The 17637-nt window shown below is 49.8% G+C and carries 13 protein-coding genes; 3 read left to right on the top strand and 10 right to left on the bottom strand.

The features are described 5' to 3' along the window. From O9139_RS02805 to O9139_RS02825, 5 genes are all read right to left on the bottom strand, one after another. The coding region (locus O9139_RS02805; RefSeq protein WP_270877932.1) for a hypothetical protein at nt 1–593 on the bottom strand (593 nt) is incomplete at its 3' end. A 93-nt stretch (nt 594–686) separates the two neighbouring features. Beyond that, nucleotides 687–1112 carry a hypothetical protein gene (locus tag O9139_RS02810; RefSeq protein ID WP_270877933.1) on the bottom strand — a complete coding sequence of 142 codons (426 nt, stop codon included), beginning with the start codon at nt 1110–1112 and terminating at the stop codon, nt 687–689. A gap of 13 nt (nt 1113–1125) precedes the next feature. Continuing rightward, nucleotides 1126–3534 (bottom strand): preprotein translocase subunit SecA, encoded by a 2409-nt coding sequence (gene secA, locus O9139_RS02815; RefSeq protein ID WP_270877934.1) that lies wholly within the window; start codon nt 3532–3534, stop codon nt 1126–1128. Between the two features lie 244 nt (nt 3535–3778). Beyond that, complete coding sequence (locus O9139_RS02820) at nt 3779–5674, bottom strand: PrkA family serine protein kinase (RefSeq protein WP_270877935.1); 1896 nt, start codon at nt 5672–5674, stop codon at nt 3779–3781. A 486-nt stretch (nt 5675–6160) separates the two neighbouring features. After that, complete coding sequence (locus O9139_RS02825; protein WP_270877936.1) at nt 6161–7498, bottom strand: sn-glycerol-1-phosphate dehydrogenase; 1338 nt, start codon at nt 7496–7498, stop codon at nt 6161–6163. A gap of 148 nt (nt 7499–7646) precedes the next feature. On the opposite strand from O9139_RS02825, the gene O9139_RS02830 reads away from it, so the two are divergent. After that, nucleotides 7647–8384 (top strand): DUF2161 domain-containing phosphodiesterase, encoded by a 738-nt coding sequence (locus O9139_RS02830; RefSeq protein ID WP_270877937.1) that lies wholly within the window; start codon nt 7647–7649, stop codon nt 8382–8384. Here the strand turns inward: O9139_RS02830 and O9139_RS02835 are convergent. From O9139_RS02835 to O9139_RS02855, 5 genes are all read right to left on the bottom strand, one after another. Continuing rightward, nucleotides 8370–9320, bottom strand: coding sequence for an NAD(P)/FAD-dependent oxidoreductase (locus O9139_RS02835; RefSeq protein ID WP_270877938.1), 951 nt, complete (start codon nt 9318–9320; stop codon nt 8370–8372). The two genes, O9139_RS02830 and O9139_RS02835, sit on opposite strands and share 15 nt — an antisense overlap. Before the next feature lie 99 nt (nt 9321–9419). After that, entirely contained in the window at nt 9420–10679 is a 1260-nt protein-coding gene (locus O9139_RS02840; protein ID WP_270877939.1) for an MFS transporter, read from the bottom strand. A gap of 149 nt (nt 10680–10828) precedes the next feature. Next, entirely contained in the window at nt 10829–12142 is a 1314-nt protein-coding gene (locus O9139_RS02845; protein WP_270877940.1) for an ABC transporter substrate-binding protein, read from the bottom strand. Between the two features lie 172 nt (nt 12143–12314). Then, complete coding sequence (locus O9139_RS02850) at nt 12315–13151, bottom strand: carbohydrate ABC transporter permease (protein WP_270877941.1); 837 nt, start codon at nt 13149–13151, stop codon at nt 12315–12317. Next, nucleotides 13151–14035, bottom strand: coding sequence for a carbohydrate ABC transporter permease (locus O9139_RS02855; protein WP_270877942.1), 885 nt, complete (start codon nt 14033–14035; stop codon nt 13151–13153). The genes O9139_RS02850 and O9139_RS02855 overlap by 1 nt, the downstream gene beginning before the upstream one ends. Nucleotides 14036–14187: 152 nt before the next feature. Between O9139_RS02855 and O9139_RS02860 the strand changes: the two genes are divergently transcribed. After that, nucleotides 14188–15999 carry a cache domain-containing sensor histidine kinase gene (locus O9139_RS02860; protein ID WP_270877943.1) on the top strand — a complete coding sequence of 604 codons (1812 nt, stop codon included), beginning with the start codon at nt 14188–14190 and terminating at the stop codon, nt 15997–15999. Continuing rightward, nucleotides 15996–17627 carry a response regulator gene (locus O9139_RS02865; RefSeq protein ID WP_270877944.1) on the top strand — a complete coding sequence of 544 codons (1632 nt, stop codon included), beginning with the start codon at nt 15996–15998 and terminating at the stop codon, nt 17625–17627. The genes O9139_RS02860 and O9139_RS02865 overlap by 4 nt, the downstream gene beginning before the upstream one ends. Nucleotides 17628–17637: the final 10 nt, after the last annotated feature.

Consider the following 17637-nt stretch of genomic DNA (forward strand, 5'->3'; position numbering starts at 1 on the left):
GCGATTGTTGCATTGTTTGTTCCGTCTGTTACCGTGAGCGTCGCTGTACCTTCAGCTACCGAGGTGATCACGATCTTGCCAGCATCTGCACCTGTGCCAATCGCTGCGGTTACAATCGTTTCATCACTGGAGGTCACATCTGTTCCAGTCAAGCCTAAGGTTGCAGCATCGTTGGCTACTGAATTGTTCGTTGCTTCTGTAAATGCCGGCGTAGCTACATACGGAGTAATCGTTCCAACCGAGATCGAACCATCCGCTGCAACAGTTACTGCGATTGTTGCATTGTTTGTTCCGTCTGTTACCGTGAGCGTCGCTGTACCTTCAGCTACCGAGGTGATCACGATCTTGCCAGCATCTGCACCTGTTCCAATCGCTGCGGTTACAATCGTTTCATCACTGGAGGTCACATCTGTTCCAGTCAAGCCTAATGTTACAGCATCGTTGAGTACTGAATTGTCTGTGTCTCCAAATGCCGCACTCGCCACAACCGGCAGCGCCGCAACGACCGGCGTCAACGCCATCGTAGCCGCTACGATCTGAGCTACGTTCTTTTTCCCCACATATTGTTTTTTTGCATTTTTCTTCTTAGCCATGTGTCTACCTCTTTCTTGTTCATGTTGTATTTGGATTGGTTAAAACCACTGATCCCAGGTATAGCTCTTACCTCATCGAGCTGTTCATTTAATTCATTTACTCGAAGGCATCACCCCTTTCACTTGGAATACCCGCCAGGAATCATCGGCAAAGCGGATGAGATTAGCCTGATAAGTCATTTTTTTCTCACCGGTTTGCCCATCCTGATAAAATACTTCCATATTACTGCGATAAACAGGCTCTTCTCCTTGCGTAACGAAAATCTCGTTCTGCAAAACAAATCCTTTGACCCACGCAGGATCCAACCCCTTCATCGTAAAAACAAACTGCTTGGTATGCTCATCCACGATACGGATCATCTGCAATTGTTCTGCCAGTTGAATCACTTCCGTGCCTTGGATGTACTCGTCTTCCAAAGGCTTTTCCGGCTCTTCAATCAACAACGTATCCGCCAATGCACCGACATCTTCACCGAATAAACGCCTGCGAATCTGCGCAAAAAAACTATGCTTTTGCATCTTGTTAAACCACCTAACTAATATGTTGGGCAGTGCGAATCCCTACCTCTGCCTCTGCCTCTGCCTCTGCTTCTGCTTCTGCTTCTGCCATTTCACGCATGAGGGTCTGGCTGACCTGCTTGTGTATGCGATCGCTCATGCGCTCAAATAACCGCCATGCTTCATCCTGATAGATCTGAACCGGATCCTTCTGCGCGTACTTGTGATAATGGATCCCTTGCTTTAAGTGTTGCAGTGTCTCTAAGTGATCCAGCCAGCAGCTATCGATCATGCGGAGATACTTCGCTCGCCACAAGCGCCGCCAATCAGGCGTATCATGGACTTTCATGAAATCGTTCCATTTCAAAGTCCAAGCAGCTTCCAATCGCGAGCATAATTGCTCCTGATCGTGAAGATCGCTTGCATTCATAGCCAAAGCACCCTCAAGCCCCGCATCATGCTGAAGCTGCAGCAAATCCAACTCTTCAAGCACCTTGTCATCGGGACAATACTTCTTCGTTAACCACTGGATGTAGTATAAAACCGACAAAGGAAGCAAACGATTCAGCTCTTTATGCTGAAGGACGGCATCGCGCTGGCGGTAAAAAGCTTGCCGCTGTTCATGCACAATGGCATCTAGTCTGAACACCATGGAGCGAATAGATGACAATTGCCTCTCAGCCAACTGCTGCACTTTATTCATAAAAGCCTGAACCTGCCCGCCTTGCACACCTTGATCGCTTCTCAGACTGCCATTCAGCCAATCCGCGTTAAGCTCACCCGCTTCCTCAAAGGCATAACGCGCTACTAACTCATCTTCAAGCGAAAGAAAAAATTGCGAAGAGCCAGGGTCCCCTTGCCTGCCCGCCCTCCCGCGCAATTGGTTGTCGATGCGCCGGCTTTCATGGCGCTCAGTGCCGATAATGTGCAGGCCGCCAAGCTCGGCGACGCCTTCGCCTAAGCGAATATCCGTTCCGCGTCCCGCCATATTCGTGGCGATCGTGATAGCCCCGGGAAGGCCGGCGTTGGCAATCATCTCAGCTTCTCTGTCCTCTGACTTGGCGTTGAGCACCTGATAAGGAACATGATAGGACGCAAGCCGCTTAGCCAAAATTTCGGACTGTTGAACGGAAGTCGTTCCGACTAGCACAGGTTGATCTTTCGCATGCCTTTTGAAAATTTCAAGTACAATGGCATCTAATTTGGCCTCTATCGTATGAAAAATCAGGTCATCCTCATCATGGCGAATTACCGGCTTATGGGTCGGTACTGTAACTACGTCCAAGCCATAAATGTGACGAATTTCCTCTGCATCCGTTGAGATCGTTCCTGACATCCCTGTAATTTGTTCATATAAGCCAAAAAACTTCTGAACCGTTATCGTCGCGTAAGTACGATTTTCCTCGCTTAACGGAACTTTCTCCTTTGCCTCGATCGCCTGATGCAGTCCGTCGCTAAGCTGGCGGCCTTCGAGAACGCGCCCTGTAAATGCATCGATAAGATACACCTTATTGTCAGCGACCATATAGTCTACATCCCGCTGCAGCAAGGCTTTGGCACGTAAACCTTGCAATAAATAGTGATAGACAGTGGTATGTTCAACCTCGTACAGGTTATCGATCCTAAATACGGCTTCGATTTTCCTCACGGCAGATTCAGTAAACATAACCTGCCTGGACTCTGGGTCTAATTCATAGTCCCGCGTCTCTTGCAGACTCTGCACGAATCTGGCACACACATAATAAAGATCAGGCGCAGCTGTCGACTTCCCCGCAATAATAAGTGGTGTTCTTGCTTCATCAATCAGCACACTGTCAATCTCATCAATAAGCGCATAAGCAAGCTCTCTTTGCACGCGTTGTTCCCGTGTCGTTACCATGTGATCACGCAAATAGTCAAATCCAAACTCGGTACATGTACCATAAGTAATATCCTGCAAATAAGCCAATTTCTTCTCTTGAATGCTTAACCCTGCCAAATTCAATCCGACCGTCATGCCCAAGAGCTGAAAAACTGCCCTCATTTCCTCACAGTCGCGCCTTGCCAAATATTCGTTAACGGTAATCACGTGTACGCCTTTACCTTGCAACCCGAACCAGTACGCAGGCAAAAGAGAAGTCATCGTTTTGCCCTCGCCTGTCATCATTTCGGCAATCTTGCCCTGGCACAGCAACCACCCGCCAATTAGTTGGACATCATGCATCGTACGTCCAAACGTTCGCCTTACAGCTTCTTTAACCAAAGCAAACGCCTGATAAAGCAAATCTTCTCGGTTATCGCCTTTCTTCAGTCTGCTCCTAAGTTGGAAGGTGGCAACCTGAAGGTTCTGTGATCGCTGAAGGGACTGGTACTCCTTTTCAATGTTCGGCAGCACACGCTTTCGGATTCTCATAATCTCCCGGGTATTGCGATCTGGCAACCATCCTTTGAGCCTCGATATCAAAATAACATCCCCTCCTTATTAAAGGGTACATTTACCATCCATACTGCATCTTTACGACGCGATAAGAGTAGGAACCTTCAAAAAACGACATAATACGAGGGAAAGTTTCCAACATTTTCACATTCTGAACACTTTATTAAAAAATTATATAATCCACCCCTTTCATCCTTGTAATGGAAAAAAGACACTCCCATCCCCCACAATCGTGGAGTTGGAAGCGTCTTTTGTTCATTGGGGCCGAGCATTACCGATTCAGCAAGCTGCCCACATAACGCAGCAATTCATTCGCGCACACCGGGCAATATCCGTGCTCATCAATCAATTGTCTGGTGACATCATTGATTTTCTTCAGCTGGCGCTCATCCGGCGTTTTCGTAGAAGTCGTAATTTTTACAATATCCTTGAGATCCGCAAATAGCTTCTTCTCAATAGCTTCCCGCAGCCGCTCATGCGAGCTGTAATCGAATTTGCGCCCTTTGCGGGAGTAAGAGGAGATGCGGATCAGAATTTCCTCACGGAACGCTTTCTTGGCGTTCTCGGAAATGCCGATCTGCTCCTCGATCGATCGCATCAGCCGCTCATCCGGATCCATCTCCTCGCCAGTCAGCGGATCCTTGATTTTGCCCCAGTTGCAGTAAGCTTCAATGTTATCCAAATAGTTGTCGAACAATGTTTTGGCCGACTCTTCAAAGGAGTATACGAAGGCTTTCTGCACTTCTTTTTTCGCGATATCATCGTATTCCTTACGTGCCACAGAGATAAAGTTCAGGAAGCGCTCACGCTCATCTTTGGTAATCGAAGGATGCTGATCCAGTCCGTCTTTCAATGCCCGGAGCACATCCAAAGCGTTGATGCACTGCAGATCCTGGCGAATAAGCGCGCTGGAGATTCGGTTGATGACATAGCGCGGATCGATACCGCTCATGCCTTCCTCGATAAACTCGTTTTGCATCTCTTTCAAGTCGGCTTCCTTGTAGCCTTCTACAACTTCGCCGTCGTACATGCGCATTTTTTTGACCAGATCCATCCCTTGCTTCTTCGTTTCCTTCAGACGAGTGAGGATCGAGAAGATCGCCGCAACCCGCAGGGCATGAGGAGCAATATGGATGTGGGACATATCGCTCTGGCCGATCAGCTTGTAGTAAATTTTTTCTTCATCGGAAACACGCAAGTTATAAGGAATCGGCATGACGATCATCCGGGATTGAAGCGCTTCGTTCTTTTTGTTGGCGATAAACGATTTGTACTCCGTTTCGTTGGTATGCGCAATGATCAGCTCATCGGCACTAATCAGCGCAAACCGTCCTGCCTTAAAGTTGCCCTCTTGGGTCAGCGACAGCAAGTTCCATAGGAATTTTTCATCGCATTTGAGCATTTCCTGGAACTCCATAATGCCCCTATTGGCTTTATTCAACTCACCATCGAAACGATAGGCACGCGGATCGGACTCCGAGCCAAATTCCGTAATCGTGGAGAAGTCTATACTTCCTGTCAAATCGGCAATATCTTGCGACTTCGGATCCGAAGGGCTGAATGTACCGATCCCCACGCGACCCTCTTCCGAAACGAGCACTCGCTCCACCAATACATCTTCGATGCAGCCGTTGTATTCGGTTTTCACACGCATCTGGCACGATGGGCATAATGTCCCTTCAATACGGACTCCAAGCTCCCGCTCCACTTCAGAGCGAAGCTCTTGAGGAATCAGATGCAGCGGATCTTCGTGCATAGGGCATCCTTTGATCGCATAGACAGCCCCTAAATCTGTTTTGGAGAATTGCTCCAGCCCCCGTTTGAGCATGGTCACAATTGTGGATTTACCACCGCTGACAGGACCCATCAGCAGCAAAATCCGTTTACGAACATCCAATCGACGGGCGGCAGAGTGGAAATATTCTTCCACCAACTTCTCTATTGCGCGATCAAGACCAAAAATCTCTTGGTTGAAAAACTTGTAAGACTTATGGCCGCTTTGATCATTAATGCCTTGCGATGCAATCATTTCATATACGCGGGAGTGTGCTGTTTTGGCGAGGCCAGGATTTTTGCGAACCAAGTCTATGTACTCCGCGAACGTACTGGTCCAGGCCAATAATTCCTTCTCCGTACGATGCTCCGTAATCCTTTTGAATATGTCCATGGGTACCTCCTTTCACTGCCGCCTTTTACTATCAGGTCAGCTCGTGATGGTGATTTGTGTATTACAATCCTATGCGCCCACGGAGGATAAGTTTCCCGAAATTTTTAAGCGAGATTGTTTTCCTATCGGATCCGGCATGAAAGAAATCAATGAAAGCAAACGGCTGTAAGGTTGGCGGCGGCTTCTTTTTACAGATGAAAGTACGCTCCATATTTTGTAAAAACTTCATAATTCCTATCTGATTCGCACTTGATTGCTTTTCTTTCCTGTAACTTTCTGGAAGGGTGGCGCATAGCGGAAGCAATGAAGTCTTGCTCGGTGCCCGAGGGGGGCGGAAAAAGGGCGAAGGCTTGCTCGGCGACACGAGGGGGGACGGAATAACGAAAAAAGAGCGAGCGAAAAAAGGTGATAGCGGAAGTACTCTTCCGCTATCACCCAGGCAAAGCCTTGCTCGGCGCTCCAAAGAGGCGCAGCTGTCACTCCCGCCTAGAGCAAGCGCTGCAGGCGTAAAATCGTGAACCGGTTGCGCACGAACAGCGCATCCGTCAGTGACGCCGCCAGCAGCTCAGGCTCCACGCCGAGCTGCTCGGGAGTCAGCGGTCCCTGCACAGCTTCGAGCCAAGCGCTCAGCTGCTCAGGGGCAGGGACCGCCCGGGCGATCTGTTGCACATCGCCCCAGCGCTCCACGATGCGCGCTTTCAGCGAGCGCGCATCTGTGCCGTTATCGCCGGGGAAATTCTCGGCGATGACCAGCTCCGCGAGGTCCCCGTAGGCGTGCCGGATGCGTGCCGCATCCGCTTCTCTGCCGGGGACCTCGCGCTGCGCGAGGCGGGCGGCCGCTTCGCCCGCCGACAACTCCCGCAGCGCCTGGTAGCGCTGCGCCATCAGCACGGTCGCGACGCCGACCTTCGCGCCGTGCAGCAGCGCCCTGCGGCGCTGCCGCAGGAGCACCATCTCCCAATAATGGGAGAGATGGTGCTCCGCTCCCGAGGCCGGCCGTGAGTGGCCGACCAGCAGCATGGATAGGCCTGAGAGCAGCAGGCCTTCCATCAGCTTGCGCATGCCGAGCTCGGTGCGCTGCGCAATCTCACCCAAGTGGCCCGTGCACAGCTCCACGGCCTCCAGCGTCAAGCGAGCGCTCAGCTCGCAATAATGCTCGTCGAGCAGCACCCGGCCGAGCGACCAATCGGCGAGCGACGTGTGCTTGCCGAGCATGTCGCCGAAGCCGGCGGCAACCATCGCTTGCGGCGCCTGCGCCAGCAGCGCGAGGTCGGCGAAGATCGCCTCAGGCGCACAGGCCGGGATCGTCATCTTAAAGCCGCGGACGATCAGCGGCGCGCCGACAGAGGCAAAGCCGTCGACGGAAGGCGCCGTCGGAACGGATAAGAACGGCCTGCGCGTCCGATGCGCGACGAAGCGCACGATGTCGTGGATGGTGCCCGCTCCTACGGCGACAAGCGCCTGCGAGGCAAGCGGCGTATCGAGCAGCACCTGCACGATCGCTTCCTCGTCAGCCGCAACTTCCCCTTGCGTGTTCTCACGAATCACGCTGACGGATACTTGAACCTGCGCGGCCTCTAGCAGCTCTCGCAGCTGGTTTCCCGCCGCTTGCAGCGTATTCTTGTCCGCCACAAGCGTCACATGCCTGTAGCCAGCCTCTTGCGCGTAACCGGCTACAGCCCCCAAGGCGCCTCGCTCGATAACGATGCGCTTAATGGGCACCTCATGCCTGTGACCACAGGCGCAATCAAAGCTCCGTCCGAGCCAATCATCCAAGCTCGAAGGATGTTCCGCAGTTTTTTCTGCATCATCACTCACATTCATGATCTGTCATCCTCCTCATTGTTCACATTTGACATGTACGTACAACTTAGTCTATCTCTATTCTAGCAGAAGCTGTGATATAATGATATTCATTCTGACGGCTTCGGATGTAAGCAGAACGGAACAATAATGGAGGCGCAGATTGCACATGGCCATTCAAACCGAAACGGAGCTTTATGCTCCGATTAAACAATATTTTGAAGATCGCGGCTATACGGTGCGGGGCGAAGTGAAGCATTGCGATTTGGTTGCGATTCGCGGGGAGGAGCCTCCGATTGTTGTCGAATTGAAGAAGAGCTTCAACATTCCGCTGCTTGTCCAGGGGATAGACCGGCTGCGGTTGACCGATCAGGTGTATGTCGCTTTTGAACTGCCCAATAAAGGCCGGGCCCCGCATCGGCTGCAATGGGAGGACATTCGCCGCTTATGCCGCATGCTCGGGTTAGGCATTATGACCGTACAGTTCTACAAACGCAAAAAACCCGCAGTCGATGTCGTCTGCGAGCCAACGCCTTATCAATTACGCCACAACAAACGGGCGGCTATGCAAGTCGTTCATGAATTTCATGAGCGGAGCGGCGATTATAACGTAGGAGGCAGCTCGCAGCAAAAGCTGATGACCGCATACCGAGAGAAATCGCTCCATTGCGCCTACCTCATGCGCGAGCGAGGACCGCTAAGTCCCCGCCAACTCCGCGAGCTCACCGGCAACAAAGCGGTCAGCTCCCTGCTGCAAAAAAACTACTATCGCTGGTTTATCCGCCAAAGCCGCGGCATTTACCATCTCACAGCGCTTGGCGAGAAAGCTCTTGCCGAATATGCGCATGTGGCGGAAACATTCCAGTCCGGCCCCGACTCATCGGATGACCATTCAGGAGCGAGCTAGCACGCTGTGCAGGCTGGCTTCTTCTTTCATCATCAGCAGCGCTTTATTCATCCAGATCGCCGCTTGCGCTCCTTCGCCCATGGCAATGGTCACCTGCTCAGCGTGCACACCCACATCGCCTGCAGCCCATACGAAAGGCACGCTCGTCATTTTGCTTCGCGGGTCCGTGACGATGTGGCGGTTCTCCATCCGCTCCGCGCCTAACTGCCTGGCCAGATCCGATTTCACTTCATTTCCGCCAAAAGCGATAAATCCGCGATCCGCTTCGATTTTTTTCCCGCTCATGAGCCTGACGCCGTGAAAGCTGCCATTTGTCCCGGCCATTACTTCCTCGATTTCCTCGGCTATATAAACAATGCCTTTTTGCTGCAGCTCATTCAAAATCTCTTTCGGCACTGGACGCAGCTCGTGATTAATGTAAGTTAACTCTTGGGTACGCGGGCTAATCGTCAAAGCCATGTTGGCCCCAGCCGCACCTGACCCCATGACGATGGTCGGCAGGCCTTTGATTTCGTAAGAATCGCAATCCGGACATACATATACCGTTAATCCTAAGCACGGTTTCAGGCCGCTGATTTCGGGCATCCGGTCGATCAGTCCCGTGGCCAGCAGCACCGTCTTGGCTTCGAAGCCTTTGCCTGATTTGCCCCAAAGCTCGAAGCCCTCGCCTGATTTGCCTTTGGCTACCGCATGGACGACTTCGTCCTGGAAGAACTGGACGCCTAATTTCTCCGCCTGCTGCCGTCCAACCTGGCGGAGCTGCTCACCTGATATACCGTCAGGCCAGCCCAAGATGTTGTGGTAGCTGCGGCAAAGCGTTGAGCGTCCATAACCGGCATCGATGACGAGCACTTGATGCTCATATCTGCCTAGTTGAATAGCCGCTTGCAGCCCGGCGATTCCCCCGCCAACGATAATGCTATCGTATTGCTTCATAAGCTTCCGCACCCTCTTTCTCAGGTGTACTCTTAGTTAAAGTACCCGAAACAGAGCGCTGCCATGCGGCAACTTTGCGGCTCTCCACCAAGCAGCCGGCTATTTGCTAATCCCTTGTTTGTTTGCCATATGCTCCACATTTGCACCCGGCTTGCTTGACGGCTTCGTATTCACTGACCAAATTAATGCCACTTGCGTAAGCGACGCAATAATCAGGATCCATGGAATCCAGTTCCCGTCCATCCCGCTCCCGAACGAGATGAGACAGTAAATCGAGATGACCCTGCCAATATTGAGAAACAACTCACGAATGACAACGCTTTCGACTTTCAGCTCTCCCTTTAGCGGCAGCTTGCTGATCAAACCGTAATAATAACCAGTCATCGTATTCCCTTGCAAGGGAGCAAAAAGGGAATACAAAATCATGAAGCTAACGACCGTCCAGACGTTCATGCTTCCTAATAATAAGGAGGAACCGATCAGATAGCCCACGGTGGAAATGGCTAAATACAACCGTGCTTTGTCAGCTTTGGCATATTTGGAAATGAGCATCGCCATAACGATACTAAGACTCGAATAGAGTACGCCCAAGTAGCCGACGATGTCCTCACGCGGGACTGTCTTAAACAGCAAAATATTCGGCAGAAACAACATGATGCCTTGCAGCAGTCCCATGCCAAAGAAGCCGAGTAAATTTTTTAACCAGACGCGGTTTTTCTTCATGAGGAGTCCAGCAAATCTTAAATAGTACACCTTGTGATGGCCACCAGACGCTTTAATGCGAAATGAAATCATCGTAGCGAGCAGGAACATGCAAAAAGCGATGGAAAACACGATGGTGTAACCGCGCAGCCCTTCCTGCAACCGAATGATCACGCCGGCAAGTGCAGGCCCGGCCAGTGTCGCGGCTGTAAAAAATATCATGTTAAAGGCCAAATATCGGATCCGGTTCTGCTCGGTGGAAACATCGTACATTAGCGTTAAATAGCCTACCCAGTAAAAAGCGGCAGCTAGTCCATTGAAAATGGCAAAAAGAATATAATAAGGAACGAGCTTTTCCTGGGCAATAATGACCACTAAATAAAAAATACCAATTAACATAATTCCTAATCGGTAAGAAACCATGCGGTCTTTCTTCTTGACGATCCAGCCCCCTAGAGCGAAGCCGATCGGAGTAAGCACATAGATCACAATATTGTAGGTGCCATTAATGAAAAGACTGTGCGTCAAGCGCCATAAATACAAATTCAAAAACACGCCTGACATGGAGGCCCCAAATTGAAAAGTGGAATGAATGATTAAGGAGATGATTGCTTCCCGGGATAGCCGCTTCTCGGGAGGTAGTTCATTTTGTTTCATTTTAAGCCAACATCTTAAGTTCATGTTCATCGTCCAGGGACACCCTCCAGTCTTCCAGTCTTCCCCATTGTACCAGCCCATGCCGCTTCTGTTAAACGGCAAAAAGCCTCAGCATTGGCGCTGAGGCTTTGGATTTGACCGTTATCGAGTTACTTCTTGAGGCTATCCCATGTTTTCTGGAACTCATCCAGCATTTGGTCTTTCGTGTATTTCTTCGCGACATAACCTTGCATAATATCGCCGAATTTTTTACTGGAAGCTTCGCCGCCTGGGAATTTAAACCAGTTCCAGCTAAGTGTTTTGCCGTCTTTGCTGTACTTGATGATGTCAGCAGCCAAAGGACCGAGTACTTTCTCATCAGCAGGAATGGATTTGAAAGCTGGGATGAACTTGAACTCATCTGTGATGTATTTTTTACCTGTTTCGGAAGTAACGAGCCAGTTCAAGAATTTCTTCGCTTCGTCTTTCACAGCGGAGTTCTTGTTAATAACCCAGTTGTTCGGAACGCCTACAAGCAACTTATCTGATGCTGTTGCATCATCCGAGATTGGCATTGGCAAGAAGCCGACTTTCAGGTCTGGATTCGTTTTGGTAATTTGCACTTGTGTCCAGTTACCTTGTTGCGTCATCGCCGCTTTACCTGTTGCAAAATCAGTTACTTGTGTGTTGTAGTCCGTTTGCAGCGGGTTTTTGTTGCCATATTGTAAAGTCAGGTCAAACAATTTGGTCCAGCTGTTGAACACTTCGTTGCCAGGAATCTTCGCAGTGCCTTTGTTCAATCCGTCGATGAAGGCGTTCGGATCTTTTTGGTTCGCAAACGGCAAGTTTACGAAGTGGTTACCCAATACCCACCATTCGCCATAGCCGTTCTCGAAAGGCGTGATGCCTGCAGCTTGCAACTTCTTAGCCGCAGCTTCCAATTGCGTGTACGTTTTTGGAAGATCCGTAATGCCCGCTTTTGCAAACAGATCTTTGTTATAGATGAAGCCATAGCCTTCCAAGTTCAACGGTTGGCCATACAGCTTGCCGTTTTTAGTCATTGGCTCTTTCGCTACGTCTACCAGATCGCCAACCCATGGTTGATCAGACAGGTCTTCCAAGTTGTCGATCCATTTATCCAAGTCGGAGAAACCGCCGTTGTTGAAAATGTCCGGCTTGTCGCCAGAGTTGAACTTCGCCAGCAATGCTGCGCCATAGTCTGCGCCGCCGCCAACTGTATCCACTTGGATTTTCACGTTAGGGTTCAGCTTTTGATACTCTTGAACCAATTTGCCAAGTTGATCGGCAATCTCTACTTTAAATTGGAACATTTTAATGGTTACTTGTTTACCACCAGCAGCTGGGGCAGCGGATGCACCCGCAGAAGCGGCAGGAGCAGGAGTTTCTTCTTTTTTACCACAGCCTGTTGCTACCAGAGATAGTGAAAGCACGGCTGCCATACTGATCATCGTCAGTTTTTTCATGTAGGTATTGCCTCCCTTTTTGTGTTAAAAAATCGTTTCATGCTAACAAGTATCTTATTTTGAAATCGCTTGCTAACAGCTTACATGGTTTATTGTAAACACTTACTTAAACCCTTAACACAGAGAATATTGAACATAAAGGTGGAAGATTTTGAACTTATTTGCAAATCTGTCACCCTTTAACGGAACCTGCAGTAATCCCTTCAACAATATGCTTCTGCATCGCCAGGAAGAAAATCACGATCGGCAATACACCCAGTGTCAAACCGGCCAGGGCCAAATCCCATTGTTTCGTATATTGTCCAAAGAACGAGAACGTCGCAAGCGGAATCGTACGCAGCTCCGGACTGTTCAGCACCAGAGACGGCAGCAGGTAGTCGTTCCAGATCCACAAGCTGTTCAAAATAACAACCGTCGTTGACATAGGCTTCAACAGCGGGAAAATGATTCGCCAGAAGACACCATATGGAGAGCTTCCGTCCACAGTGGCGGATTCTTCAATCTCCAGAGGAATCGATTTGATAAAGCCATGATATAGGAAGACGTTAAGCGAAACGCCGAATCCGAAGTAACAAATAATTAGCCCAAGTTTGCTGTCCATGAGACCAATCTGGCCGGCTACGCGGACAAGCGGAATCATGATCGATTGGAAAGGAATCACCATCGCTGCAACGAAAGCCAGGAAAACCAGGTTATTGAATTTCGAAGGCTTTCTAACCATGCGGTAAGCGGCCATCGAACTGATAACAACCAGACCGACGTTGCTGACCACGGTAATGATCAGTGAGTTCAGGAACGCCGATGGAAACTTCATGATCGTCCATACTTTAACGTAGCTGTCCAGATATAAGCTCTTAGGGAGACTGGCCGTGTTAGCCGCCAGCTCCGGGAAAGTTTTCAGCGAGTTGACGATCACGAAATAGAACGGAATTAAGAAGAGAAGTGCGATCAGTATGCCCAGCACTTCGAGCGTAAACAGCCGCCCCGAATATTTTTTGACTGCATCCATTAGACTTCAACCTCCTTGCGCTTCGTATACATGACTTGGATGGTCGAAATAATGGCCACAACAATGAAGAATACGAAAGCTTTTGCCGTTCCCAAACCGTAGTTATTATTGCGGAACGCTTCTTGATAAATATTGATGGATACCGATTCCGTCGAGTTGAACGGTCCGCCTTTAGTCAAGGAGAAGTTCAAATCGAAGATTTTAAACGACCACGAAATGGTCAAGAACAGACATACCGTTACCGCCGGCATAATGAGCGGGATAATAATGTTGCGCAGCACTTGGGAGCGTGTCGCTCCGTCGATATAGGCTGCTTCCACCATATCTTTAGGTACGTTGGACAAAGCAGCGATATAGATGATCATCAAGTAACCGGAACCTTGCCATACGCTGACAATGACGATCGCCCAGAACGCGGTCGGCGCGTCGCCCAGCCAAGGAAGCTCGAAGAAACTGAGGTGCGTCAGGTCGCCGAGTGTCGCGAAGCCTTTGACAAAGATGAACTGCCAGATGAAACCGAGCAGCAAGCCGCCGATCACGTTTGGCATAAAGAAGATCGTACGCAGCACGTTGCGCGTTTTCAGCGCTTGGGTCAGCAGCAGCGCGAGCAGGAAGCCGACAAGGTTCGTCAGAATTACGTTCGTGACCGTCAACCGGGTCGTAAACCAGAACGCGTTGCGATAGTCCTCATCCTCTAGCAAGATATGCTTGAAGTTGCTCAAGCCGTTGAACTTCACCGTCGTGGTAACACCGTTCCATTCTGTGAATGAATAGTAAATGCTCATCAAGAACGGAATTAATACAATGAGCGTGAAAAAGATCAAAGCAGGACCAACGAATACCCATTGCTGGAACATCCCTGCCATTCCCTTGTTAGTTTTCATGGGAAATTTCCCCCTTACCGAATATGTACAATTAGTATAAATTTCTTAAACGCCTTGCAACACAGATTATCGTGATGCATTAGGTGGAATTTGTTGACCTCTCCTGCTACAATGTAGGGGAAAAAGACCAACAGAAACCGAGTTGATTCGCCATGATTCGCAACAGTATACGCAATAAGCTGATTCTCTTCTTGCTGCTTGCCACACTCATTCCCTTCATTACTTCTATTGTTGTTTCCTATTTCTTCACCAAACAGAAGGTCATTGAAGACACGATCAAGAACAACGCAGCCTTAATTTCGCAAGGAAAAACAAATCTTATTCATTACTTGAACGGCGTCACTCAAGCTTCTCTGACCTTATACACCGGACAACCGCTCTCCGAGACAGGACAGTTGTACGATATTTTGCTGCGTCAGCAAGATATTGACTACATGAGCGACAAAGTAATTGCCAGCGGACTGCAAGTGATGTCCCATTCCATTAAAGAGATCAAGCAAGTTTATTTGTATGCCAAAGTCAGTGATCGATCTTATTTAATGGTGAATGATTTCAAAGGCACCTCGATCGGCAAATATGATCAGATGCCGGCATTTCCTGCGGATCAGAACGTTTATATCGAAACCACCCATGAAAGTAACAGCTATGGCATCCCTCTTAAGGATTATTTTGCACCATCGCCAGTCTTATCTATGCACCGGAAAATCCTGTACTCTCCGAATAACACGGATATTGGCGAACTGGTGATCGATATTGGACTCGATTTAATTTCGGAAATTTGCAGAAACCTATATACGCACGATGAAGAAGAATTGTATATATTCGATCATTCCGGCAAAATCGTCTTCGGCCCCGATCCCGCCATGTGGGGACAGACACTCAACACCAAGTGGGCTGACGAAGCGATCCACAGCCTCGCTCCAAGCGGAAGCTACGAGTGGAGCAAGGGCCCTTATGCAGGGATGAACGTGTATGAAAAAATGGTGACAGATTCCGTCGATTGGACGATCGTTAAACGGCTGCCTTATGCGCAGCTGACGAAAAACGCGAAACAACTGACACTGATCAATTCCTTTGTGCTCACGCTATTTTTAATGATTGTCATCATTGGCACGATTTACATCAGCATTCGCTTCACCGCTCCAATTAAGCAGTTGATTCGCTACATTTCGCGGATTCAGACCGGACAGAAAAATTCCGAAATTGAGCTGACGCGCACGGACGAGCTCGGCATACTCGCCAACCGCTTCCATGCGCTAATGCAAAATCTGGATCAGATGGTCATGCGGGAATACCGGCTTGAGCTCGCCAATAAATCGAATCAGCTGATGGCTTTGCAGGCGCAGATCAATCCTCATTTTCTGAATAATGCGCTGCAATCGATCGGTACACTTGCGCTGCAGCATGATGCACCCAAGATCTATGCCCTTATTTCTTATTTGGCGAAAATGATGCACTACAGCATGAACACCAGTGAATCCGTCGTCCCTTTGCGCAAAGAGCTGGATCATATCAAGTCGTATTTAGAGCTGCAAAAACAACGGTTTGAGCACCAATTTGCCATTGAATATCAAATCGAAGACAGCACCCAAGCGCTCATTATTCCAAAAATGATGCTGCAGCCGCTTGTTGAGAATTACTTCAAGCACGGGTTCAAACCTGGTGCCGACAGCGGTCTGCTCCGCATTCAGTCGTCGAGAGGCGTTGACGAGGAAGGGCGGGAGCTGTTAGTCGTTGTTGTCGAGGATAACGGCGCCGGCATGAGCGATGAACGCATGCAAGAAGTGAAGAGCCGCTTATCCGCTCCTGCGATCGGGAATGAAACTTACATCGGGCTGCGCAATGTGCTGACGCGCATCCAGCTGTATTTTACAAGTGACGCCAGTCTGCAGATTGAACATAACGAGCCGAAAGGGCTGCGGATCATCATAACGATTCCCTTACAGAAAGAAGACCATATATGAAAGCACTCATTGTTGATGATGAAAAACACGTAAGAGACGCGATCCGCTTGCTCGTCAATTGGAAAGAGCACGCGATCGATACCATCCTCGAAGCGCCTAACGGCCAGGCGGCCATGGAGCTAGTAGAGAAAGAGAAGCCGGAAATCATTATGACGGACATGATGATGCCGATCATGAACGGCGTCGAGCTGCTGGAATGGCTGCAGCAGAATGCGCCGGACAGCAAAACGATCGTCATCAGCGGGCATGATGACTTTTCCCTGCTGCGGCATACCGTAAAGTACGGCGGTACAGACTATATTTTGAAGCCGATCGACGCGGATCAGTTGAACGAAGCTTTGCTTAAAGCGATTACCGTCTGGAAAAAGGACGAGGAACACCGCCAGCAAAATCGCAACCGTAATATCGAAATGAATCAGATCAAGCCCGTTTATTGGGACAAGCTGCTGTCCAGCTTAATTACCGACCCTTCTACTTACGAGCAGAACGCCGAGCAATTCGCCAAGGAGCTGGGCTTGCCTCCGAGTACGAAGGACTGCCGGGTGGCGATTCTGTCGCTCGATACGATGGAACGCAGTCTGAAGACGAAATTCGGGCATAATCTGGAGCTGCTGCTGTTCTCGCTGATTAATATTTGCAACGAATTTCTGCGCGAGCAGCAGCGCGGCATCGCCTTCGGCTATTGGAACAACCACAGCGAGATCGTGCTGCTTTTTTGGAAGGAACAAGAAGAAGCTGAGGCGATGCTCAGCAAAATTAACGAAGGCATGCGCATCACGCTGCGCAGCCGCGTCGACTTCGGTATTGGCGGCTCGCATCCGTTCCCGGCTGGCCTGTCCTTGTCCTATCAGGAAGCGCGTGAGGCGCTGCGCCAGCGTAACTTGCTGGCCAAAGACTCTTGGATCCACAGCCGGCTCATGCCGTCCGCCAAGTCTGCGCATCGCGCGCTATCGTTCAGCCACTACGAAGAGCGCATCCGCATCGCCATTCGCAGCGGCAGCCTGGAGCAGATCCAGGAAGCGGCGCAGCTGTGGATCGATGCGGTTAAACAGGCCGACGCGATCACGCTCGAGCAGCTAGACCATTGGTGGCGCGAGTACTCGGTCATGCGGCGCCGCTGGCTGCAGGAATTTTTCCCGGGCAAAAGCGAGGAAGAGATCAAACAGCAGCTGGGTAGCGAACCGGATAGTCTGATTATTCCACTTGACGAACAAGGCATTCTGTCGCTGCCGCTCTGGCAGCAGGAGCTGACCCGCAGCATGGTCCAGTTGTCCAAGCTTGTGCTGCATCACCAGCAAAAGGATAAAAATGTCATATTCGATATTGCTGCCTACCTGGATCAGCATTACAACGAGGACATCACGCTGCAGGACATTGCCAGCCGCTTCTTTTTAAGCCGTGAATATATCTCCCGTAAATTCAAGCAGGAGTTCGAGGTCAATCTCTCCGATTATTTAGGGCAAATCCGCATGGAGAAAGCCAAGGCGCTCCTCTGCAACCCGCATCTGCGCATCTCTCAGGTGGCCGAAATGGTCGGGTATAATGATGAGAAATATTTCAGCAAAGTTTTCAAAAAGCAGGAGGGCATGTCTCCGAACGAGTATCGAAAACAATCGAAATCTATCTGAAATTGCTAGA

Source organism: Paenibacillus aestuarii (assembly GCF_027789125.1).
In the GTDB taxonomy this organism is placed as follows: domain Bacteria; phylum Bacillota; class Bacilli; order Paenibacillales; family NBRC-103111; genus Paenibacillus_E; species Paenibacillus_E aestuarii.

Bases quoted from the DNA above. Each gene is read 5' to 3' on its own strand.
- O9139_RS02810 (WP_270877933.1), bottom strand. From the start codon at position 1,112: ATGCAAAAGCATAGTTTTTTTGCGCAGATTCGCAGGCGTTTATTCGGT.
- O9139_RS02820 (WP_270877935.1), bottom strand. From the start codon at position 5,674: ATGGACATATTCAAAAGGATTACGGAGCATCGTACGGAGAAGGAATTA.
- O9139_RS02825 (WP_270877936.1), bottom strand. From the start codon at position 7,498: ATGAATGTGAGTGATGATGCAGAAAAAACTGCGGAACATCCTTCGAGC.
- O9139_RS02830 (WP_270877937.1), top strand. From the start codon at position 7,647: ATGGCCATTCAAACCGAAACGGAGCTTTATGCTCCGATTAAACAATAT.
- O9139_RS02835 (WP_270877938.1), bottom strand. From the start codon at position 9,320: ATGAAGCAATACGATAGCATTATCGTTGGCGGGGGAATCGCCGGGCTG.
- O9139_RS02840 (WP_270877939.1), bottom strand. From the start codon at position 10,679: ATGAAACAAAATGAACTACCTCCCGAGAAGCGGCTATCCCGGGAAGCA.
- O9139_RS02845 (WP_270877940.1), bottom strand. From the start codon at position 12,142: ATGAAAAAACTGACGATGATCAGTATGGCAGCCGTGCTTTCACTATCT.
- O9139_RS02850 (WP_270877941.1), bottom strand. From the start codon at position 13,151: ATGGATGCAGTCAAAAAATATTCGGGGCGGCTGTTTACGCTCGAAGTG.
- O9139_RS02855 (WP_270877942.1), bottom strand. From the start codon at position 14,035: ATGAAAACTAACAAGGGAATGGCAGGGATGTTCCAGCAATGGGTATTC.
- O9139_RS02860 (WP_270877943.1), top strand. From the start codon at position 14,188: ATGATTCGCAACAGTATACGCAATAAGCTGATTCTCTTCTTGCTGCTT.
- O9139_RS02865 (WP_270877944.1), top strand. From the start codon at position 15,996: ATGAAAGCACTCATTGTTGATGATGAAAAACACGTAAGAGACGCGATC.